19 protein-coding genes and 1 pseudogene are annotated in these 21,476 nt (G+C 47.5%); 11 read left to right on the top strand and 9 right to left on the bottom strand.

Annotated features, from left to right (window positions below; genetic code table 11):
* Positions 1–179: 179 nt before the first annotated feature.
* From CAP48_RS15065 to CAP48_RS20670, 4 genes and pseudogenes are all read right to left on the bottom strand, one after another.
* Complete coding sequence (locus CAP48_RS15065) at positions 180–1,697, bottom strand: tripartite tricarboxylate transporter permease (protein ID WP_100698142.1); 1,518 nt, start codon at positions 1,695–1,697, stop codon at positions 180–182.
* Between the two features lie 12 nt (positions 1,698–1,709).
* Positions 1,710–2,159 carry a tripartite tricarboxylate transporter TctB family protein gene (locus tag CAP48_RS15060; protein ID WP_100698139.1) on the bottom strand — a complete coding sequence of 150 codons (450 nt, stop codon included), beginning with the start codon at positions 2,157–2,159 and terminating at the stop codon, positions 1,710–1,712.
* 1,021 nt (positions 2,160–3,180) lie between these two features.
* The gene (locus CAP48_RS15055) at positions 3,181–3,834 is read right to left on the bottom strand and encodes a LysR family transcriptional regulator substrate-binding protein (RefSeq protein WP_242444512.1); all 654 of its coding nucleotides are present in this window, start codon (positions 3,832–3,834) and stop codon (positions 3,181–3,183) included.
* A 63-nt stretch (positions 3,835–3,897) separates the two neighbouring features.
* Positions 3,898–4,068 (bottom strand): annotated as a pseudogene (locus CAP48_RS20670) (LysR family transcriptional regulator); the annotation flags it as partial.
* A gap of 103 nt (positions 4,069–4,171) precedes the next feature.
* On the opposite strand from CAP48_RS20670, the gene CAP48_RS15050 reads away from it, so the two are divergent.
* Together CAP48_RS15050 and CAP48_RS15045 are read left to right on the top strand one after the other, a co-directional pair.
* Positions 4,172–5,203, top strand: a complete 1,032-nt coding sequence (locus CAP48_RS15050) for a zinc-binding dehydrogenase (protein ID WP_100698135.1) — start codon at positions 4,172–4,174, stop codon at positions 5,201–5,203.
* 102 nt (positions 5,204–5,305) lie between these two features.
* Positions 5,306–5,596, top strand: a complete 291-nt coding sequence (locus CAP48_RS15045) for an aldehyde dehydrogenase family protein (protein WP_100698133.1) — start codon at positions 5,306–5,308, stop codon at positions 5,594–5,596.
* Positions 5,597–5,599: 3 nt separating this feature from the next.
* On the opposite strand, the gene CAP48_RS15040 is transcribed toward CAP48_RS15045, so the two are convergent.
* A protein-coding gene (locus CAP48_RS15040; RefSeq protein WP_369806312.1) for an IS3 family transposase occupies positions 5,600–6,675 on the bottom strand; the annotation gives its coding sequence in 2 pieces (ribosomal slippage) (positions 5,600–6,420 and positions 6,420–6,675; 1,077 coding nt in all).
* Between the two features lie 63 nt (positions 6,676–6,738).
* Between CAP48_RS15040 and CAP48_RS15035 the strand changes: the two genes are divergently transcribed.
* Positions 6,739–7,947 (top strand): MFS transporter, encoded by a 1,209-nt coding sequence (locus CAP48_RS15035; protein ID WP_100698131.1) that lies wholly within the window; start codon positions 6,739–6,741, stop codon positions 7,945–7,947.
* A 141-nt stretch (positions 7,948–8,088) separates the two neighbouring features.
* On the opposite strand, the gene CAP48_RS15030 is transcribed toward CAP48_RS15035, so the two are convergent.
* Positions 8,089–9,165 (bottom strand): LacI family DNA-binding transcriptional regulator, encoded by a 1,077-nt coding sequence (locus CAP48_RS15030; protein ID WP_100698129.1) that lies wholly within the window; start codon positions 9,163–9,165, stop codon positions 8,089–8,091.
* Between the two features lie 245 nt (positions 9,166–9,410).
* Between CAP48_RS15030 and hisD the strand changes: the two genes are divergently transcribed.
* Together hisD and ppc are read left to right on the top strand one after the other, a co-directional pair.
* Positions 9,411–10,724 carry a histidinol dehydrogenase gene (hisD, locus tag CAP48_RS15025; protein WP_100698127.1) on the top strand — a complete coding sequence of 438 codons (1,314 nt, stop codon included), beginning with the start codon at positions 9,411–9,413 and terminating at the stop codon, positions 10,722–10,724.
* Positions 10,725–11,039: 315 nt separating this feature from the next.
* Entirely contained in the window at positions 11,040–13,886 is a 2,847-nt protein-coding gene (ppc, locus tag CAP48_RS15020) for a phosphoenolpyruvate carboxylase (protein WP_100698125.1), read from the top strand.
* 368 nt (positions 13,887–14,254) lie between these two features.
* Here ppc and CAP48_RS15015 read toward each other — a convergent pair whose 3' ends face one another.
* The gene (locus CAP48_RS15015; RefSeq protein ID WP_100698124.1) at positions 14,255–15,250 is read right to left on the bottom strand and encodes an NAD(P)-dependent oxidoreductase; all 996 of its coding nucleotides are present in this window, start codon (positions 15,248–15,250) and stop codon (positions 14,255–14,257) included.
* A gap of 134 nt (positions 15,251–15,384) precedes the next feature.
* Here CAP48_RS15015 and CAP48_RS15010 point away from each other — a divergent pair, with 134 nt between their 5' ends.
* Complete coding sequence (locus CAP48_RS15010; protein ID WP_100698122.1) at positions 15,385–16,293, top strand: LysR family transcriptional regulator; 909 nt, start codon at positions 15,385–15,387, stop codon at positions 16,291–16,293.
* An 18-nt stretch (positions 16,294–16,311) separates the two neighbouring features.
* Here CAP48_RS15010 and CAP48_RS20110 read toward each other — a convergent pair whose 3' ends face one another.
* Entirely contained in the window at positions 16,312–16,527 is a 216-nt protein-coding gene (locus CAP48_RS20110; RefSeq protein WP_153045713.1) for a hypothetical protein, read from the bottom strand.
* A gap of 182 nt (positions 16,528–16,709) precedes the next feature.
* Between CAP48_RS20110 and CAP48_RS15005 the strand changes: the two genes are divergently transcribed.
* The 3 genes from CAP48_RS15005 (at position 16,710) to CAP48_RS14995 (ending at position 18,535) form a co-directional block, all read left to right on the top strand.
* On the top strand, positions 16,710–17,273 hold the full coding sequence (locus CAP48_RS15005; RefSeq protein ID WP_100698120.1) for a TetR/AcrR family transcriptional regulator: 564 nt from the start codon (positions 16,710–16,712) through the stop codon (positions 17,271–17,273).
* Between the two features lie 125 nt (positions 17,274–17,398).
* Positions 17,399–18,067 carry a DsbA family oxidoreductase gene (locus CAP48_RS15000; protein WP_100698118.1) on the top strand — a complete coding sequence of 223 codons (669 nt, stop codon included), beginning with the start codon at positions 17,399–17,401 and terminating at the stop codon, positions 18,065–18,067.
* Between the two features lie 162 nt (positions 18,068–18,229).
* The gene (locus CAP48_RS14995) at positions 18,230–18,535 is read left to right on the top strand and encodes a YdhR family protein (protein ID WP_100698116.1); all 306 of its coding nucleotides are present in this window, start codon (positions 18,230–18,232) and stop codon (positions 18,533–18,535) included.
* 245 nt (positions 18,536–18,780) lie between these two features.
* Here the strand turns inward: CAP48_RS14995 and CAP48_RS14990 are convergent, their stop codons facing one another.
* Positions 18,781–18,966 (bottom strand): transposase, encoded by a 186-nt coding sequence (locus CAP48_RS14990; protein WP_100698114.1) that lies wholly within the window; start codon positions 18,964–18,966, stop codon positions 18,781–18,783.
* Between the two features lie 462 nt (positions 18,967–19,428).
* Here CAP48_RS14990 and CAP48_RS14985 point away from each other — a divergent pair, with 462 nt between their 5' ends.
* Positions 19,429–20,109: a response regulator transcription factor gene (locus CAP48_RS14985; RefSeq protein ID WP_100698112.1), complete on the top strand. Its 681-nt coding sequence runs from the start codon at positions 19,429–19,431 to the stop codon at positions 20,107–20,109.
* Positions 20,102–21,424, top strand: a complete 1,323-nt coding sequence (locus CAP48_RS14980) for a HAMP domain-containing sensor histidine kinase (RefSeq protein WP_100698110.1) — start codon at positions 20,102–20,104, stop codon at positions 21,422–21,424. The genes CAP48_RS14985 and CAP48_RS14980 overlap by 8 nt, the downstream gene beginning before the upstream one ends.
* Positions 21,425–21,476 lie beyond the last annotated feature (52 nt).

Here is a 21,476-nt window from a genome sequence, read left to right as displayed (position 1 = left end):
CTCAAAGTTCAAGAACAGCGTCACAGCGCACAGGAAGAGGTTAGTGAGTATTTTAAGCGGCTTGGCTGTTATCGAGTGTGTTTGCGCATCGTCGAATGACCTTCGCATAGGCTATGCGGTCTGCACAAAAAGCGATGGCCGACTTGTGTCGGCCATCTTTTACAAAACGTCAGCGTGGATCACGTCGACTCAGACGAGTCGGCCTGGGGCACGGCTGACCGGTGGCGCAGGCTACTCCAGAAGCCCCAAACCAGCAAGGCTGCGGTCAGGAGCAGCACCCACATACTGATCGGACGCTCAATGAACGTCTGCATACTACCGCGCGAGAGTAGCATGGCGCGCCGGAAGTTTTCTTCCAGCATCGGGCCCAATACGTAGCCAAGCAGCAGCGGCGCAGGCTGGAAGTCGAGCACGCGCAGTACGTAGCCGCCAATGCCGAACACCAGAACAGCATAGACATCGAAGACGTTGTTGTTGACCGAATAGGTGCCGATGCAGATGAACATCACGATCGCCGGGTAGAGGATGTGATAAGGGATCGTTAACACACGGATCCACAAACCGATCATCGGCACGTTCAGGATCACCAGGACGATATTGCCGATCCAGAAACTCATTACCAGACCCCAGAACATGTCGGGCTGCTCGGTCAGCATTTGCGGTCCGGGCTGGATGCCGTGAATCATCAGCGCACCAATGATCAAAGCCATCGTTACACTGCCGGGAATGCCAAGTGTCATCGTCGGAATAAAGGACGCCTGGTCTGATGCGTTGTTGGCTGCCTCCGGGGCCATCAGGCCTTCGATCGCGCCTTTGCCGAAGCGCTCGGGAGTCTTCGAGGTCCGTTTCTCCAGCGCATAGGCCATGAAGGCGGCGACGGTGGGACCTACGCCAGGCAACACGCCGAAGAACGACCCCAGGCCTGATCCACGGGCCATTGGTCCCCAGGAGCGCTTCATCTCATCACGAGTCGGCAGCATGGCCTTCATGGATACGTCGATCTTGCGGTCGGCCGCCTTCACGTGATTGATACTGGCGATGATCTCGGTGACGCCAAACAGGCCCATGGCAAGTGCGACGATCTGCACCCCGTCCTGCAGTTCGGGGAAGCCCAGATCGAAGCGCGCCACGCCGGAATTGACGTCGGTGCCGACCATGCCCAGCAGCACACCGCCCACGACCATCGTGATGCCTTTGAGAGCCGAACCAGATGACACGACAGAGGCCGACACCAGGCCCAGCACCATCATTGAGAAGTACTCTGCGGGACCGAATTTGAACGCGACCTCTGCCAGCAGTGGAGAGAACAGCATCATCATAAGAATGCCGACGCTGGCCCCGAAGAAGGAGGCAACCGTCGTCATCAGTAGCGCGACGCCAGCCCGCCCCTGTTTGGCCATCGGAAACCCGTCAAGACAGGTCACAGCGTTGGCCGGCGTTCCGGGAAGATTCAACAGAATCGAGGCTGTCGATCCGCCGTAGGTGCTGCCATACCAAATGCCGGCCAGCATGATCAGCGCGGCGGTCGGTTCCAGGACGTAGGTGATCGGAAACAGCAACGACATTGTTGCCAGGGTACCAACCCCGGGGATGACGCCGATCAATGTGCCGAGCGATACGCCGACGAGGCACCAGAGAAGATTGTTCCAATCGAGCGCGGTCGTCAGACCGAGCATGATGTTGTCAAGTATTTCCATCTTTATCTTCTCCTACCAAGGCCAGGCGAACGTCGGAAGGATGACACCCAGGCCAAATTTGAATACCAGGGTCGCTCCGACAGAGAGAGCCCCGGCCAGGAGCAGCGAGCCTCGCCAAGACAGTTTGCAATCCGAGATGCCCGCCAGGATTGTTTGCGCGATGATCGCGGGCACCAGACCGAACGGAAGAACCAGCAACGCGAATGCAAGCATCGAAAGACTGATCCAGAACAAAGGCCTCCATTCGAAGGTCGGCATGGGTCCTTCACGCAGCAGTGCAGGAATCATTATCAGGATTCCGCAAAGCATTAACAGGCCACCGACGAGGGCGGGGAAGTAACCTGGTCCCATCCGGGCCGCCGTGCCTACAGAGAAAGCGGTCAATGAATGGTACGTAGCCCCGGCACCGGCAGTTGTGATCAATATCCCCCCGATCAAGTCTCGGTAATCGACTCGACGCATGCAGTTGTCTCCTTGGAAATTGTTTAATACAGCTTCGGTTCAATGCACGAAGCTTCGAGCCCACAATTATGTCTTTGGGCAGCCAGCGCAGCAACTTAGCGTTTTCTTACCATTTAGTCATGCAAGAGATGTTCTGGCGCGCTGGTACTTTGGATGCACTGGTTCTTGTTTGGATGGATTGGTGTTTCAGATTGGCCCGTATATCTTTAATGGCCATCCCAGCGGGGAACGAAAGGTAGTGCGAGAGTCGAACCGGCAAGGCGTCCATATTTAAATGGAGATGCGCTCGTGCCAAGCGTGAGAGTTTGGAAGTGTTGAGAATGACCGGTTGAGGGTCTTGGCCCATGGCGGTCGGAATGCAGGGTGGAGTCGGGTCTGGTGAATGCTATGCCCGATTATGAGATAGAGCCCCGATTATCGGGTAGAGCAGGCAGGGATGAATCGAATTTGGTGACTACTGATACACCAATTTTGGCGTAGAGCCAGAACGTTTAATAGGAAGACGACGTTCTTATAAGACAAAAACAGAAGGCACAAAAACAAAAGGCCTCCATATGGAGACCCTAAGTAATGTGGCGCGCCCGGCAGGATTTGAACCCACGACCCCTTGGTCGTGGTCGTAGCGATGTGACGTTATTAGCTGAGATTTCTGATGCTTGTTATAGTCGAAAATTTTGGTATCTAGAGATATTGACGAGCATTTGATCCAACGTGGAATAGCTTTGCGAGATGCTATGGAAGTAGATTCTCGTGAAGCGATAAAACTCATGGTTAGGCATGGTTTTGGAGTTTCTTTTATAATTCAGCGGGCTCCGACTATTGCTGAATAATATATGCTAGAACAGCGTCGTTGGGAAGGTCTCCGTTAAAGAGGCCAATTGGCTTGGCTTTGAAGCCTTCGAGCCGGAATAAAAGGGTTAGGGCCTGAACCCTGTGACGAAGTTTTCCGTCTGTATGAGATTGTGACTGATGCGCTATTGGAGACGTTGAAATCACGTGGGAAAAATTCAAAAGTACTTCGTCAGATAATTTCAGAAGAAGCTATTTCCTTTCTTATAAAACTTATAAACTGATCAGCAGGAGAGCTGGCGGTGCCAAATTTCTGAGTTATTAAATAAATGTTTGTATATATCGAATTATCCAGTTCAATCGAACGTGTATTTCGCCATTGATCAGTATCAAAGCCGTGAGAGTTTATTATAGAAACGCCACGTCCAGAATTGATGATAGCGCAGACGATCTCTGATCTATCAACTTCAATATACTTGTCAAACTGGACTCCCATTTCTTGGGCCTTTCGATCTATATAATTACCGATTGGATTATTTCTATTGGTAAAGATAAACTCCTGATCGACGAAATCATCAAAGCGAATTTTATTAAGCTGACTCAGGGGATTTGTTTTGTGGCATAAAAAAACGAACCGGCTTTCTGCAATAGGCGTGCAAATTATTCTGTCGGAAACAATAGGCCAAATAGTCAGCCCAAACTCAAACATCCCAGACTCCACATTGGGCGCTATATCTCTAAGCATACACGATTCAAAATGGATACAGGTATTTCTATCGTATTTTGCCAGTATTTTTGGGAGGAAAGTATTGGAAAGCGCAGGCGATGCACCAAATTTCAAATGATCAACTTTTTTGCCTTGAAGCAGTTTAATGACGGTATCCAACCGGTTTGTTGATTCAAAAATTTCTTCACAATACCTGTTCAATATATAAGCATTCTCCGTTGGAACTAGATGGGAAGTCCGTCGTTCAAATAATTGGAGGCCAATATTGTTCTCGAATTGACTAATGGTTCTACTCACTACGGGCTGGCTTACACACAAATAGTGGGATGCTCGGTTTATGGATCCATAAAGCATTACGGCTCGGAAAAATTCGAGTTGTTTAAGTTTAATCATTAGAGTAAACACCTATGCTAATTTAGTATAGATCCAGAAAGAATAGCATACTGGCCAAAGTAGAAAGCAATATTATTAAGTTTTCGACACAAGGGGCTAAATTATGTTGGGTGCTGTATTTCCAGGTGATCGCACCGTTCAGTTGATGGAGTTCGTAGATCCGACACCAGAGGATAACGAAGTTGTTTTAGAGATGAAGGCATCGGGTATATGCGGAAGTGATCTCAAGTCATTTAGGGGGACATTCAAGGGAAAATTGCCACCAGGACCAATTATCGCAGGCCATGAACCATGCGGTGTAGTAGTCGCCAAGGGATGCGCTGTTAACAGCCATGTCGCGCGAATAGGTGCTCGGGTCATGGTCCATCATTATAAGGGATGTGGGTGTTGCACTGATTGCATGACCGGCTGGACACAATTATGCCGCGACAAAGAGGCGAGCTATGGGTTAACTGCGCATGGTGGACACGCCAAGTATTTAAAAGTGCCCGCTGATACTTTGATTGAGCTACCAGATGATCTTTCGTATGAGGTTGGCGCTGCAATTTCATGTGGTTCTGGGACAGCCTGGGGGGCATTAAAGAAAATAGATTATTCTAATCGTGAAGCCATTCTGGTGGTCGGTCAAGGGCCTGTAGGTCTTGCGGTCACACAGTTTGCAAAAGCGATGGGAGGAGAAATCATTGCATTGGATGTTAATGCAAGTCGGCTGCATGAGGCTAAGAATCTTGGCGCCTCAATCACTATTGATACTAGTAAAAACGATGCGCTTCAGGCGATCCGGGAATTGACTCAAGGCAGAGGCGTGCCGTATGTAATAGATACCTCAGGTTCCGATAAAGGGGGAGTCGATGCGTTACGGTGTGCATCAGTATGGGGAAAAGTGGCTTTCGTTGGAATGGGGGGGACTGTTCCCGTCGATGTTACTGAGCACCTAGTCAGAAAACAACTGAGGGTCTATGGCTCTTGGACTTTCTCAAAATCGTGGCAGGTAGAGTGTGCGGAATTTGTGTCCAAACATAAAGTGGAGGTCGAACGGCTTTTTACCCACACATGGAAATTGGAGCAGGTAGACGAAGCGTATAGACTTTTCGACGAACAGAAGACAGGGAAATCTGTTGTGGTTTTCTCGTGAGGTGCTAGTAAAAGGTCGGCGGGTATCTCCGATGCTCGACAATATAATGTCGAACTCTACGTCTAGCGCGAGAGTAGCGACTCATGAAAAGGTGTAGTGCAAATGAAAAATTACGAGTTATTCATTAACGGAATCTGGCATGCGCCAGACTCCGGTAGATATTTTGATTGTATTAGTCCATATGATGCTTCTATTTGGGCAAAATGTCCAATCGCGTCGGCCGCGCAGGTGGAAGATGCGGTGGAGTCGGCGAGCATAGCCTTTGATAGTTCACCCTGGACAGACTATCTTCCTGCAAAACGCGGAGAACTGTTGCGAGAACTTGGCCGACTAATTGAACAGCATGTGGACGAATTGTGTAAATACCCCATCTTTAATACACCACACACATAGAATTTATAATGTTAATTTATAGTCAATGGGTGTCATGTCATTGAGTGAATCGTGCGGTCTTTCGGTGTTGTAAATCGTTGTCCAGTGTTCCGTGATGTGTTGAACTTGCTTCAACGACGTAAAAAGATATAAATCTAATACCTCTTGGCGGTACGTACGATTGAAGCGCTCAATATAGGCGTTTTGATAGGGGCAACCGGGCTGCGTATAATCAATATAAACGCCATGTTGATGTGCCCACTGAACGAACTCCGCGGAGGTGAACTCGGGGCCATTATCGACACGAACTCTACGTGGGTAGCCGTGCCAAGAGGCCAGCCCATCTAGGTAACGGGTGACACGAGCAGACGGCAAGCCCGTGCCAATATCGATTCCTAGCAACTCGCGATTGCAATCGTCAATCACATTAAATGTACGAAATCGCACGTTATTTTCTAAGCGGTCCGACATAAAATCCATCGACCAACACTGACCCGTACTTTTAGGTACGACGAGTGGTTCGGGTTGGCGAGCAGGCACGCGTTGCTTGCGCTTTGTCTTTATGTTGAGTCGCAATGCATTATAAACACGCTGTACACGCTTATGATTCCAGCGGTAACCTAAAGCGCGTATGCGCTTAAAACACTTGGGGAACCCCCAACGTTGATGTCTTTCAACCAGCGTGTTTAGCACTGTAATTACCTCGCTATCATCACAACGTTTAGGCTGATAGTAAAACGCGGTGCGACTCATCCCCGTAATCATGCAGCTTAAAACAACGCTGATGTCATGCTGTGCCTGTAGCGCTTTTGCCCAGTCTTTACGCGTCGCAACAGGCACTACAGCTTTTTTATGATTTCTTCCTGCAACTGAGACTTCAAACTTAAATCAGCATACATCTGCTTTAAGCGACGATTCTCCTCCTCGAGCTCTTTGAGTCGTTTTACGTCGGAGAGCTCCATGCCGCCATATTTGGCTCGCCATTTATAAAATGTGGAGTTACCTACATGATGCTTGCGGCACAGCTCTTTAATCGGTATCCCAGCTTCCGCTTCTTTCAACATCGCCACAATTTGGCTTTCTGTCATCCGTTTGCTCATCGTAAAAATCCTTTTTTCTTAGTGTAAGAAAAATTCTACGCTTCAGCTGTATTATTTTAGGGGATAGTTACAGTTGCCGCTCTCGTTTTTGGTCAACTGTTTTTTCCTTCCTATTCCCCTTTGGTTGGCACGCTTGCGTCCTTCGGGACACTCGCTGTGGGGTTTCTTGCGCGGCCTTTGGGTAGCGTAATATTTGGTCATTTTGGAGATAGGATCGGTCGAAAAAAAATGCTGATCACTACCTTGACGATGATGGGCGGCTCAACGTTTCTCATCGGATTGCTACCTACTTACAGTAGTGTCGGTATTTGGGCGCCTATACTTTTGGTTCTTTGCCGCTTTGTTCAGGGAGTGGCGATGGGTGGTGAGTGGGGCGGTGCTGTACTGATGGCCGTGGAATATGCTCCAAAGCGCACTAAAGGGTTTTACGGGAGTATTGTGCAAATCGGCTGTCCGGCTGGTTTAGCTCTAGGTGCCTTAATGTTTTACTATTCTTCTTCTCTTTTAGGTGAAGAGACCTTCACAGCGTGGGGCTGGAGAATTCCCTTCCTCGTGAGTATTTTGTTATTTTTTTGCGGATTTTATATTAGATTTCGTACGGCAGAGACACCTGTCTTTCAAGAATTAGTAGAGCATGGTGAAATTGTTGAATTTCCCATTGTTGAATTATTTAAAAACCACTCAAAGGAGCTTGTTTGCACGGCGTTGGTCTATTTAGCGTCCTCTACCGTTCCCTTTTATATTGCATGGGTTTTTTTAGCCTATTACGCAAAAACGATTTTGCATATGGATCAGACGCAAGTGCTTATGGGGATGGTGGTTACTAATGCGATTATGAGCGCGATCATTATTTTTATCGGAAAACTATCCGACCGGATCGGAACGGAACCGATTCTATATGCTGGATGTATATGTATGGCTCTAGTTGCGTTTCCAGTGTTTTGGTTAGCAGACACCACCAACGTTCTAAACTTGTGGTTTGCTATGTTTTTGGTGGCCGCTCCGCTTTGGTGCACTTTTGCTGTCTTGCCTGTTTTCTTTTCAGAAACATTCCCAGGACAGCTTCGGTATACCGGCATTTCATTTGGAAGCCAGGCCTCCACAATTTTCGGTGGACTGGTGCCAATTTTCGCAACCGCCGTCGTTCCTCAATACGGGACATGGCCTGTGTCAGTACTATTCATTGTCTGTGAAATGCTCGGTATTTTGGCTGTGCTAACGTTAAGAAGGCCTTCGGCGCGAACCTTTCTGGTCCGAGCACGTGCTAATTAACAATTAGAGTACTGACAGCTAATTAGCCCGATGCGAAGTAATTAGTCGGGCTATTAGAGATTTTCAACGGAAAAAAATTAATAGGAAGGGATCACTCTTGCTGTTATGAAATAGTTTATGCTAAAGGCGTGAATCCTTGATTTACTCGTCTCTTGCATTATTTTTATATCTAGATTTGGCAGACTCACTGACAGGAGGAAGGCTCGTCTCACGTACTACAAGTTCAATGGGCAGGCAACGGTCTGTCGGCGGACGATTAGTTGAAAACCAATTGAGTAAGCTTTGTGCGACTTGTTGTCCTAGATCATAGGTTGGCAACAGCACAGTGGAAAGTTTAGGTGTAATTTGCGAAGAAATAGGGAGATTATCGCAACCCACAATTGATAATTCTTGTGGCACATCGATTTGCAGAGATTGTGCTTCAAATAGTGCGCCGAGCGCAAGTACATCGTTACCACAAAAAATGGCAGTAGGCCGGGGACGCATTTGCATTAATTGGTTGAGGCCTGAGCGCCCTCCATCAAACCCGAATGGTTGCTCAATTACGTAGTCATCTGGCAACCGAACTCCTGCGTCGACTAGGGCTGTGCGAAATCCCTCGACCCGATGTCGTGCTCGATCGTTGTGTCGAGTAAAGCCAGAAACCATGCCTAAATTTTTATGTCCAAGCTTAAGTAAGTGCTCAGCAGCGAGCTTACCGACAAGACGATTGTCGAAGCCTATATGTGGAGCGGGTATCGAGAGAATTCTTTCTGTTGTCTTGACGTTGGTCCACGTAACAAGAACTGGCACACGGGTAGTGTTGATTAGTTCCCATGTTTCAAACGAATGGTCGCAGCCAACGAGTACCAATGCATCAATAGATCGCTCTAGAAGAGCACGAATCGCGTGGGTTTCTGCAGTGAGGCTATATTCATGCGCTGCTATAAGTAATTGATAATTCGATTCTTGCAGGGTGCTTTGCATGCCCTGCACCGCGCGTGCGAAGATCGCGTTATCCAGTGTAGGAACTACTGCCCCAACCATTCTTGCGTGACCGAGTGCTAATGCACGTGCTGCTCCATCTGGTACATAACCTAGACGAGTGACAGCGTGCATAATTCGTTCCCGTGTTGGCGCTTTTACTTTCTCAGGATTTGAAAGTGCACGTGAGACGGTAGCAGTGGATACGCCGGCTAATGCCGCCACATCGGCGATTCTTGGTCGTTCGGAACTCATGAGAAGTGTTGTTCTCCAATTAGCAGTAGTAATTGTACGAGCAAGCCCTTACATATGACACAAAAAAATGCCGCTGCTAAGTATTAACCCTAGTGCAAACGTATCAAAATAACTCTTAATATATACATATAAGTGCTTAATATTGAAACAACTAGCCGGAATCATAATCCTGGCTTATTTTTTAGCTCGAAAATGCAAGCGCTTACATTTCGAGCTAGTGAAAACGATTGACCTAGGAGAAAACAATGACAGTGTCATATTTAAAAAAAGCATCAAAAACACCGGAGACAGAAACTGCTACAGCTCAGCGAGTCGTTACTGAAATGTTGGCAGAGATCGAGGCAAGGGGCGAGTCTGCTGTGCGAGAATATGCAGAAAAGCTAGATCGCTGGACCGGAGAAATTATCGTCCCTCGAGCGGAGATTGACCGGCGAGCAAACGAAGTCCCGCAGCACATTCGTAATGACATTGACTTTGCAGTGAAACAAGTTCACGAGTTCGCATTAGCGCAACGACGTTCCATTGAAGATTTTTCAGTAGAGCTGCATCCTGGTGTAATTGCCGGGCAGCGAGTCATTCCGGTCAACGTTGTTGGGTGTTACGCTCCAGCAGGTCGTTATGCACATATCGCATCAGCGTATATGGGGGTTGCCACGGCAAAAGCGGCAGGTGTCAAAACAGTTATTGCATGTTCGAGTCCATTCAAGGGAGGAGGTATCCATCCATATGTACTGTACGGGTTTAAAGCCGCAGGCGCTGATGTAATAATGACTCTGGGCGGTGTTCAGGCGATCGCTTCAATGGCCTATGGCTTATTTACGGGAAAGCCGGCCGATGTAGTGGTCGGTCCTGGTAACAAATTCGTAGCTGAAGCGAAGCGTGCCTTGTTCGGAAAAGTTGGGATTGACGTATTTGCTGGGCCATCTGAAGTAGCTGTGATCGCTGATGCGAGTGCTGATCCGGAAATAGTTGCAAGTGATCTGGTGGGGCAAGCCGAGCATGGTCACGAATCGCCTGCGTGGCTTTTTACAACGTCTAAGTCTTTAGCCGAAGAGGTAATGGCTTTGGTACCACGTTTAATTGAAGCGTTGCCACCAACGGCGAGAGATGCAGCCGCAACAGCATGGCGTGACTATGGTGAGGTTATCGTTTGCGACACTCGAGAAGAAGTAGTTGAAGTATCTGATCGATATGCTTCTGAACATCTGGAAGTTCAGGCAGAAGACTTGGAATGGTGGCTGGAGAACCTAACTTGCTACGGCTCTCTATTTTTGGGTGAAGAGACAACAGTTGCATTTGGCGATAAAACAAGTGGTCCTAATCATGTACTACCCACGAAAGGGGCCGCCCGCTATTCCGGCGGTCTTTCAGTTCATAAGTTTGTTAAAACTTTGACCTGGCAGCGCATGTCTCGAGAAGCTGCTAGGCAAATCGGTGAGGTAACCGCACGTATTTCCCGCTTGGAGGGTATGGAAGCGCATGCACGTACAGCAGACGACCGCTTGAGGAAATATTTCCCGAACGAACAATTTGAGAAAGGGGAGGCTGTGTCGGTTTAAAGCGCATAGTCTCCGCCAAAGTGGAGTGAGGTAGCATTCGCAGTAAAGGCTGGCATTAATGCCAGCTTTATTTCATAGATTAAAAAATGATAGAAAATGCTAATTTCACTTGCCTTCTAAATGAAGAGGTATGCGATGCAGATCGCCCCCATTGTCCTTTCCCGGCAGATTTTTTTAACCCTTACTAATTTAAGAAAACCCCTCATTTGAGGGTTCAAATTGGAAATAAATTCACAATGAACATTATTTCGTGATTAAAACTTCCAATTTGTTAGGGGTTATTTGCCTGCGGCCAAACTGAGAAATCATTTAATAATGGAACTAATCCGTCTCCAGCCCGAGCCTTCAGCATCTCTTCGCAGTGATATTCGCCTTTTAGGTAGAATGCTGGGCCAAGTCATAAAAGCCACTGAAGGAAAACGAGTCTACGATACTATAGAAACACTGCGCCGCGCCGCTCTGAAGTATCGTCGGGAAGGTAAAGCAGTGGACAGCGAATTGTTGAGAAATTACGTTCAGAATTTACAAGGCGATGATCCCAATTCTGTCGCAAGGGCATTTAGCTATTTCCTACAGTTGTCGAATATAGCCGAAGATCGTGAACAGAATCGTGCTCGTCGACAACATTCCTTGTCGAGTTCTACCGCTGCGAGAGGTAGTTTGCGAGCTGCTTTCGAGGTACTGAAGAAACATGGAACTTGTCCTTCCAAAATTAGCGAGCTTTTAGCCGGGTCGCATGTCATGCCAGTGCTGACAGCACATCCAACTGAAGTACAACGCAAAAGTACTTTGGATCTCCATCGTGAGATTGCTGATTCGCTAATTCAACGTGACGCTCCAATGTGTGATAAAGAGCGCGCTGATTTGGACTTTTTATTATTAGGGCGTGTTGCATCGTTGTGGCAGACTCGAATTTTGCGTTTCACGAAAATGACAGTCGACGATGAAATTGAGAACGCGCTATCGTACTATCGTAGTACTTTTTTATCAGTGATACCAAGTATGTATCTTGATCTCAGTAAATTGTTGTCGGACGAATCAGTCACACCGTTTTCGCCAACTCCTCGTCTTTTGCCACCATTCTTGCGCATGGGAAGTTGGATTGCTGGAGATCGTGACGGTAATCCGAACGTCAACACAGAAAGCCTGGAAAAGGCTTTCCAGCATCAAGCTACCGTCATATTTGATTATTATTTCAAAGAACTACGTGGTCTTAGTAACGAGCTTTCAATGTCCAGCATGCTCATCAGAGTCACTCCGTCTCTGGCTGAATTAGCGGAAGCTGGTGAAGATGAATTGAGTCACGCCCGCGATGAACCTTATCGTAGTGCCGTGCGTGTTATATATACTCGATTGAGTGCTACAGAAAAAAAATTATTAGATCAAGATTTATTTCCAGATACAGTCTACTCATTTAGACCATACGAAACTCCGAAAGAGTTGGCTAACGATCTGGCCATTGTTGCCACATCTTTGGAATCTCACTGTGCTGCCCCAATAGTACGTTTGCGCTTGCGCAGTTTACAGCAAGCAGTAGACGTATTTGGGTTTCATTTGGCAACTATTGACTTGCGTCAAAGTTCTGATGTACATGAACGTGTATTAGCTGAATTGTTCTCAGTAGCTGACGTTCGACAAGATGGGAAACTGCTAAATTATTTCGAGTTGAATGAGGGTGAACGCGTCCAGCTATTGCGGCAAGAGCTCGCGCAAGGGCGACCTCTAACATCTCCTTGGCTGAAGTACTCGGACGAAACAATTCGCGAGTTGGCCATTTTACGAGTTGCTACTTTAGCGCGCACAAGCTATGGAAATAATTCAATTCAGCAAACAATTGTTTCTCACACTGAAACATTGTCAGACTTGTTAGAAGTATTTGTGTTGCAAAAAGAAGCCGGGCTCATCAAACCTGGCAACCAAGCTCCTCACCATGAAGAGGGGTTGATGGTAGTCCCACTCTTCGAAACCATTCTAGATTTAGAGCGTGGGCCCGAAATTATGTCGGCATTCTTGGATTTGCCCGAAATTAGCGCTCGTGTGCGGTTGGCTCAAAACAACACGCAAGAGGTTATGTTGGGCTATTCAGATAGTAACAAGGATGGAGGCTTTTTGACATCGAATTGGTCTCTGTACCAGGCCGAGCGCAAGTTGGTCGAGGTTTTTGCGAAACGTAATATTACATTGCGCTTATTTCATGGTCGTGGTGGTTCGGTAGGGCGTGGCGGTGGGTCCAGTTTTGATGCTATCCTGTCTCAGCCTCCAGGTACGGTAGCTGGTCAGCTTCGGCTCACAGAACAAGGGGAGGTTATTCAAAGTAAATACAAAGATGCTGAAATTGGCCGCTGGCATTTGGATATGCTGGTGGCTGCGACTCTAGAAGCAAGTTTAAGTGATGCCAGCTTTACTGCAAGCGTGGAAGATTTGCATCTCAAGCACTTCGGTTCTGCGATGAGCTGCATGTCTGATGCCGCTCAGAAAACCTATCGTAGCTTGGTGTATGAGACAGCTGGATTTGCCGAGTACTTCTTCACCGCCACCCCTATAAACGAGATCGCGGGACTAAATATTGGATCGCGTCCTACCTCTAGAAAAACAGGCCATAGAATAGAAGACTTACGTGCCATTCCCTGGGGATTTTCTTGGGCGCAATGTCGCTTAATGCTGACTGGCTGGTACGGTGTCGGATCGGCTGTGGAAGCTTATATATACAATAATTGTCCAAATGCGCCGAAGTCACAAGGGGATCGATTGGCACATTTACGTCAAATGGCAACACAATGGCCAGCATTTCGTACCTGGCTTTCCAATGTCGAAATGGTGTTAGCTAAAACCGACCTATGCATTGCTGAACGATATTCGCAGCTGATGCCGAAGAAATTTTTACGCGAAAAAATTTTCGACATGATTAGAATTGAACACGAGCGCACATTGAAGATGCTGCATCTTTTGACCAGGCGTGAACTGCTCGCTGATAATCCGGTTTTGCTTGCGTCTTTGAAAGAGCGCTTTGCCTACATTGATCCGCTGAACTATCTTCAAATCGAATTATTGAAACGTCACCGTTCTGCTCAAGAAAATGGGGAAGAGCCCGATCCGCGTACACAGCGTGCAATACATTTAACCATTAATGGTATTGCTGCGGGGCTGAGAAATTCAGGATGACAATGGAATGGGTGGAGCGTCGGGGTATTGGTAATGCCGGATTAGCGCTACGTTTATGTATTAGTAAAGCACTTTTGAGACAGTCCACAATCATTTCTTGAGCAAAGTTTTACCGAGATTTTTGTGGATCCGTTGATGATTTAATTGTGCAGAATTAGTTTGCTTGCAAAGGTGACTAACTATTCTGTACAAGAAATCTGATCGACTTGAGTTTTACGCAAATGGCCTGTCCTGCTTATAGTCAATTACAGGAACCTATATTTTTATTTTGCTGAATTGTAATGGAGTATTTAAATAGTACTCGTATAGTATAAATATTTTTCAAACCGTCCTGGCTTAGTATTGAATTGTCTTAAATTTGTATGCTATTAGATTCTTATAAAATTAGAATATGATTCCCAGCTCTTAGGAGCTGGAACAGTGCCTGCAACGATCAGGGCTGAAACCGATTCTTGTATCGCAGCTAGACTCGTATAATGGGGTTGATAGCCGAGGCACCGACGTGCTTTTTCTATGGATAGCGACGAACTACGTGAGATATGCTCCATAGCCAACTTGGCATCATTCAGCGACTCGCCTTCCAGCCATTCCATGATCGGTTGGAAACGAATCTTCGGCTCGAATCCGAACCAGCGAAACATTGCTTCTGCGTACCCTCGTAAGTTCAATGCTTTGGAAGAGACTGCATTGAATGCCTCACCGACGGAGACTGCCCGATTGGCGATGGCTAGCATGACAATTTGTGCTACATCGCTTGCGTGAACGTGATGGAGTGTTTCTAAACCGAGATTGGGAAGTGCGATCTCTTCGTTGCGAGTTATCTGGGAAAATATCTCTGTGTTGAAGTGGCCTTTTGGATTGATTGGCGCCCAGCCCGGACCGACGATATGGCCGGGGCGGAATACAGTAGCAGGAAACCCATTTCGTCGGGCCTCTCGCAACAGCCAGGTTTCAATCTGCGCCTTGTTGATGCCGTACTCGCCGAATGGATTAAGCGGATCCGTTTCTTCTGCTGGCACCGCTGCATTATAGCCGTACACCCAGATTGTGCTGCAGTGCAGGAAGTGTTCAACCTTGTCGCGAAGGGCTTCGACAAGCATTCTGGTGCTAGGAAGGTCGAACGAAATCAGGTCAACGACGATATCCGGGCGGAGTTCCGCAATACGCAGGCCAAATTGCCCCGCTTGTTCCTCAGCGCTTCGGTCTAATGTCATTTCCTCCACATGGTTCCAAGCTGAATGTTTCAAGTAAGCACTTGCTTGACCACGGCTAACGTTTACTACTTCATGGCCAACTTCGATTAATTTCGGGATAAGGTAGCTGCCGATATGGCCGCTCCCACCGATAACAACAACTCGCGACATTAGTTTTCTCCTGCAAAAAATTCGGGATAGGCCGATGTGCACCTAAAATGTCCCAATAATTTCGTCACTATAGCATTCACCAATTTATGCGATAAGATGGCAAAATAGGGATGGTCTTATGCCGTGGAGCATGAATGAAAGAAAATCTTAACGACCTCTTGGCATTTTTATCTGTTGCGAGAGAGCGTAATTTCACGCGCGCTGCCGCCCAGATAGGTGTGTCGCAGTCAGCCCTCAGCCGTACAGTGCAGGCACTTGAAAAACATATAGGAATGCCGTTGTTGACGCGCACAACCAGAAGCGTTTCATTGACGGATGCTGGCGAGCAGCTCGTTTCCACCATTGCACCGAGGCTGGCAGAGATAGACGCAGAGATCGACTTATTGCGATCGTCGCACTATCGAGCTGCCGGAACCGTGCGCATTACAACGACAGATCATGCGGCGAAAACCTATGTATGGCCGCGTCTTCAGCCGCTGCTACGTGAGTACCCTGAACTGAAAATCGAGCTCGTAAATGCATACGGACTTACCGATATCGTGGCAGACCGGTATGACATCGGAATTCGGCTAGGTGATCAAATTGCGCAGGATATGATTGCTACTCGAATTGCTCCTGATCTGACAATGGCAATTGTTGGCTCCCGTGCCTACTTTGCATCAAAGCCAGCGCCCCAGAACCCCCAGGAACTAATGCTGCACAACTGCATTAACCTTCGACTGCCGACAAGAAATTCACTGCTTCCCTGGGAGCTAAGGAAAGGCAAGCGTCAACTTCAAGTGCGTGTCGAAGGGCAACTGATTTTCGACAATGTCTATCAGATCACCGATGCTGCACTTGATGGATTTGGACTTGCATACGTACCCAAGGATTTGGTAGAGCCTTATGTTCAAACGCGCCAACTTAGCTGGGCCCTCACAGACTGGTTTCCTACGTTCACTGGACTTCACGTCTATTATCCTAGTCGTCGAAAGTCATCCCGCGCGGTAGAGCTTGTTGTTGAAACATTGAAAGCTGGCTATCTAGGAGCGGGCAATCGCTAATTTCACCAAAAGTGCCTTTCACTCGGGCTCGCCGCGCACTTGCGTCAAGAGCATATCGGCTTTTTCTTTAACGACCTCTCGTCGGGCTTGGAGGCGCGCCTTTCCCGGCATCGTCAGGGTCTGGGTTCGTCCTCCCTTGAACCGGAGCCCGATACGCGCGCGTAGCATTGAAGGAAAAGGAGTATGCCCCCAACGCGAGGTTACGTGTTCTTTCGGGTCAGGGCGAGAGTGCACTTATGTAGAGTTCCTACCTGACATGCCGAATTGTGCTACGGAGGAGGCGGTACTTGACAGCACTCAGCATTCCCCATAGAATACATCCGACTAGTTGGTTGTTTTTATTGTTAATACCTTGTTGCAATTTGAGCAAGTCTTTAAAAGTTGACGGCAAGGTGATATTTTGATTGGAGTGGACCATGGCAGCCGGAACTCGCGAAGCATTGTTACGGATTGCAGCAGGTCTGATGCGTACAAAAGGCTACGCCGCATTTAGTTATGCTGATTTAGTGGATGATGTAGGGATAAAGAAGGCGAGTATTCATCACCATTTCCCAACGAAAGAGGATTTGGGTGTAGCGGTTGTAGAGGAGTACATTAGCAATATTCGTGGTGAGTTAGCCAATATCGAAGCCAAAACCGAAGTTACGATCGAGCGGCTAGAGGCTTTTTTTGCTCTATTTCGAGCTAGCGCAGAGGTAGAAATGCTTCCTTTATGTGGTGCACTAGCGGCAGAAATGTCGGCTCTCCCCGAAGGCCTAAGACGGCTGACGCATGTCTTTTTTGATATGCAGATAGATTGGCTAAGTAGCGTGTTGCAACGAGGTATCGAGCAAGGGGAAATTCCTGCCGGCGACGGAGCCAGAAAAAAGGCGTTCGCTATATTGAGCTTATTGGAAGGGTCCTGTTTTATTAACTGGGCAACGCGCGAAGAAGATCTACTGAGCGGTTCAGTCGTACGGCTCATTGCAAGTCAAGATTAAAGTTGGGATAGGCGTCGCGACCTATGAAAAGTTGGTTTTTTTTGAGCTGTAAAACTACCAACTAATTGGTAGTATTTTTGAAGAATTTACGCAATAGCGTTAACGTGTTACACCGGAAAAGTGCCATGAAAAAAGTTAGCGTTGAAGTTTGGTCTGATTTTGTATGCCCATGGTGCTGGATAGCCAAGCGCCGATTCGATAAGGCAATCGCTTCGCTTCTAGGAAAAGTTGATGTGAGCGTCACGTTTAAGGCGTATCGCCTCGCCAAGGGAGCAGAGCCGTTGGAATACAGAACGGCCTTAAGTCAAAAATTCCCTAGTCGCGAAGCTGTGGAGCGTTTCATGGCTATTGTTGGCCAAAACGGGGTTCAGGAAGGACTGATCTACAACTTTGAGACCATGCGTTTTGGTGATACCACCCTGGCCCACGCATTAGTAAAGAGTATCGATTCTCAAGCTCTCAAGCTTGCACTTACAGAGCGCATTTATAAGGCAGCGACCACGGACGGATGCGACATATTTGATCGTGACGTGCTCGTATCGCTCGCCAAAGAAGTTGGGGCCACAGATGTCGCGAAAGACTTCATCAATCCGACCATCATTTCAGAGATCGCGAATGATGAGGTCAGTGCAAATTCCATTGCTAATGGCGTCCCATTGTTTCTCTTCAATGGCAATGCGTATGTATCGGGCGCGCGTGATGTAGCGGTATTCGAAAAAGCCCTGCTCGACACAGCAGTAGATAGTCCAGAGGCTATTGCGACAAGTTGCAGCATTGACGGATGTAGTATCTAGCTGCTTATATCGCCGACGCTGCGGCAATGGGTATCTCACAGTGGCGTAGACAGTTGGCGTGTTTCGAGTAGGTCCATACTCACCCATTTTGAGGGCTCAAGGCATTTTGCTTATGACCTTCTACATCGAGCGATTGCTCGACAACCTCAACAGGAGATTTTAATGCGTTACGCTCAAATTTTTCGTTACACCTTGGATCTTGCCCCCGAGGAATACGTTGCAAAGTTCGTTGATCCCTATGCCAAAGTCATCTCCAATGCCCCAGGACTGATTCGTAAAACGTGGATGGCTGACTTTGAGACCGGGGAATTTGCGAGTTTTTACTTGTGGGAAAGCAAAGAGGCGATGGACCAATTCATGGCGGGTGCCGCGATTGCTAAGGTGGCGGCCGAGCCATTTTTAAAAGATCTCGTTATCACGGCATTGCCTGTCGTGCAAGGGGCTTCTGAAATCACCCGCGGCATCTAATCCGTATGCGCAACAAATCAAAACGTAGTTAGACTTTTAAAGGAATTCAATCAAGTTGAATTGGAAGCACACATTCAAAGACGTAAATGTTGGCATGAAACAGCTGTCGGTCAGCCCTCAGGATACCAATCGAGGTATCGGTATGCACTCTGTCTCGGCTGAAAAAACTTAAGTGTCCGGGGAACACACATTGATACAGCCGCGCGAACAGATAGGCATGATAAGGGTGAGAAGCGCCGAACACCTCAATCACCCGGGCCATCAACATGATTTCGGATCCAGCGCCGCAACATGTTGACATTCAGTCTGCTTGCCAACGCCAGGCCGGCCGTAGCAACGCCAGGCTGCTGGCTCGCGGCAACTATCTCAGCCTTGAAGGTTGCCGGGTAGGCGCGCCGGGTGCGCTTAACAAGGATTAATTCGTCTGTCATCGTGTCCACTTAAATATTTAGTGGACACTATCCTGGCAGGCTTGATAAGAGATCACAAGGTGGTTTTATCGGATGCTTACTGTACCATTACGATTTCACATGTGAAAGAACAAAAATATGAAGCCACGTATTCAAGAACTTACTTTTAGCGCACTTTATGTTTTGAATTCATGTCCACTGAGAGGGGCCTCTAGTCTTGACTCCTGACCAGGTACTGTTACTCAACACACTTATGTGACAAAAGGGATATTGAAAGAATGTGCGAAATAGTAGACTGCGTTTCGTGAATTAATCGAAGCTGGAAAGAATAAAACCCCTAGACCTTTCCAGAATAGCTGAACTCTATTTTACGGCATTGTAAGGTGGCAGGTACGATCTTAGTAATCTAAATGAATATCGAAACCATTATTATTAAAAATAATGATTTAATATCACGAGATACAATCTTTCTACAGAGAAGCGATGAAACTTCTGATTATCGAAGATCACGAGCAATTAAGGTCACTCTTGACAGAGCATATGCAATCGCGCGGTTTCGTGGTGGATTCCGTCGATAGCGGCGGCATGGCGCAGGCGTTGATTAACAGCACCTATTACGATGCGATGATTCTCGACCTTGGACTGCCTGATATGGATGGACTGCAATTGCTATTAAATCTACGTTCAAATCTTCGTTCCCCTTCATGCATCGTTTTAACGGCACGTGACGCTCTGGAAAGTAAGATAGATGTTCTGAATGCAGGCGCTGACGATTATGTACTGAAACCAGTGGACGTGACTGAATTGGAAGCTCGTATTAGAGCTGTATTGCGCCGCGCGGGGCACGGTTCTGACACGCTTGAAAAAGGAAATCTGTCCTTCGAGCCACAATCTCGTCATGTCACGGTAGATGGTCACGTTTTAGTTTTGGCCAAACGAGAATTGTTGCTTCTTGAAGAGTTGCTGCGTACGACGCCTCGAATCGCTATTAAGGACCATTTAGAGGAACGTATCTATTCTCTTCAGGAAACAGTAACGTTAAATGCGATAGAGGCACTGGTATCACGTTTGCGCCGAAAATTGCACACTGCAGGCGCAAGCGTTCGAATTGATACGATACGCGGTATTGGGTACCGTTTAGTTCTAGATACTCCTCATGTTTAGTCATAGCCTCAGGAATCGACTGCTTGTTTCGATGGTCATTGTCTTGATGTTGGCTTTTTGCGCCTTGGCAATCAACTTGTATGAGACCAGGGATCAATTGCGCCGGAGCATCATGCTGATTACGGCGAATGAAATCGGAGCCGGGTTTAAGGCGGGTAGCGACTTTACAAAACTCCCATCACAACATGCAGGTAGCGAGCTTTTTTATACGCTATATGCTTCAAATGGTGATCTACTATGGCATTCTCGAAATTTGGAAAATCCGAGACGGTTGCGCCGTGGTTCGCTGCAGGATGAAATCAAGCTTATCCGTACAACTGTACGCAGTGGACGCGGGAAAATTATTAATGTTCCCGTAACATTATCAGACGGAAGCGTTCTTATGGTTAGTAAGAATGATCATCTTGAGCGAGAGCTTATCGACAATTTGTTGCACCAGCGTATAGTGCGAGGGTTGGCGCTACTTATCCCTTTTGGTTTGATTGTTATTGGGATGCTATTTCTTCTATTGCGATGGACTTTGCTACCTATTAAGAAAGCAGTTGCGCTTGCAGAAAACATCGGTCCGGATCAGCCAGAATTGCGCATTCCACTCGACGAATTGCCTAATGAGGTGCGCCCGCTTGCGCGGGTAGCCAACGACGGTCTGGATCGTCTTGCCCAAGCTTATATGTATGAGCAGAGCATAGTGAGTGATGCAGCCCACGCCTTGCGCACTCCGTTGGCAGTACTAGACCTTCACTTGCAAAAACTAATTATCTCAGACGAAAGAGGAATGTCCGACCTGAACCAAGAATTTGGAAAGGTGCTTAAATTAGTTAATCAGCTATTGGTCTTAGCTCATCAAGATAGGGTACAGTTACTATCTTTACATCGCGACCAACAGGCTGATCTGGCAAGAATTACGCGTGAGGCTGCGGGCACTATGCTACCACTTTTCGAGGCAGCAAATAGATGTATTGAAGTGCATTTGAGTGAGAGTGTAGCCGTGAGAGGCAATGCGGATTTATTGCGTGAGGCAATTCGAAATGTTCTCGAAAACGCTCTTTATCATGGTGCTGGCGATGTAATAGTGACAATGGGTGAGCCTATAGGGAAAACGGTTACCCTCGACATAGCCGATGAGGGCGCGGGCGTATCGCCTGAAAATCAGGAAGATATGTTCGCACGCTTTCGTAAGGGTCGTGAAAACAGCGAGGGCTCTGGTCTCGGATTAGCTATTGTACGAAGCACGTTGCGCAATACGGGAGGGGATGCGATATTTATTAAAGCAAAACCGAGCACCATGCAATTACGGTTTTGTTTTGCAACCTGACGGTTTACCGTCATTCACTCATCATTTATCGCTCTTTGGCTTGGTCAGGTTT

The sequence above is a fragment of the Advenella sp. S44 genome, from assembly GCF_002810445.1.
Taxonomy (GTDB): Bacteria; Pseudomonadota; Gammaproteobacteria; order Burkholderiales; family Burkholderiaceae_B; genus Advenella.
The sequence above is the reverse complement of the archived record's forward strand: the minus strand, read 5'-3'. Positions and strand labels throughout refer to the sequence as shown.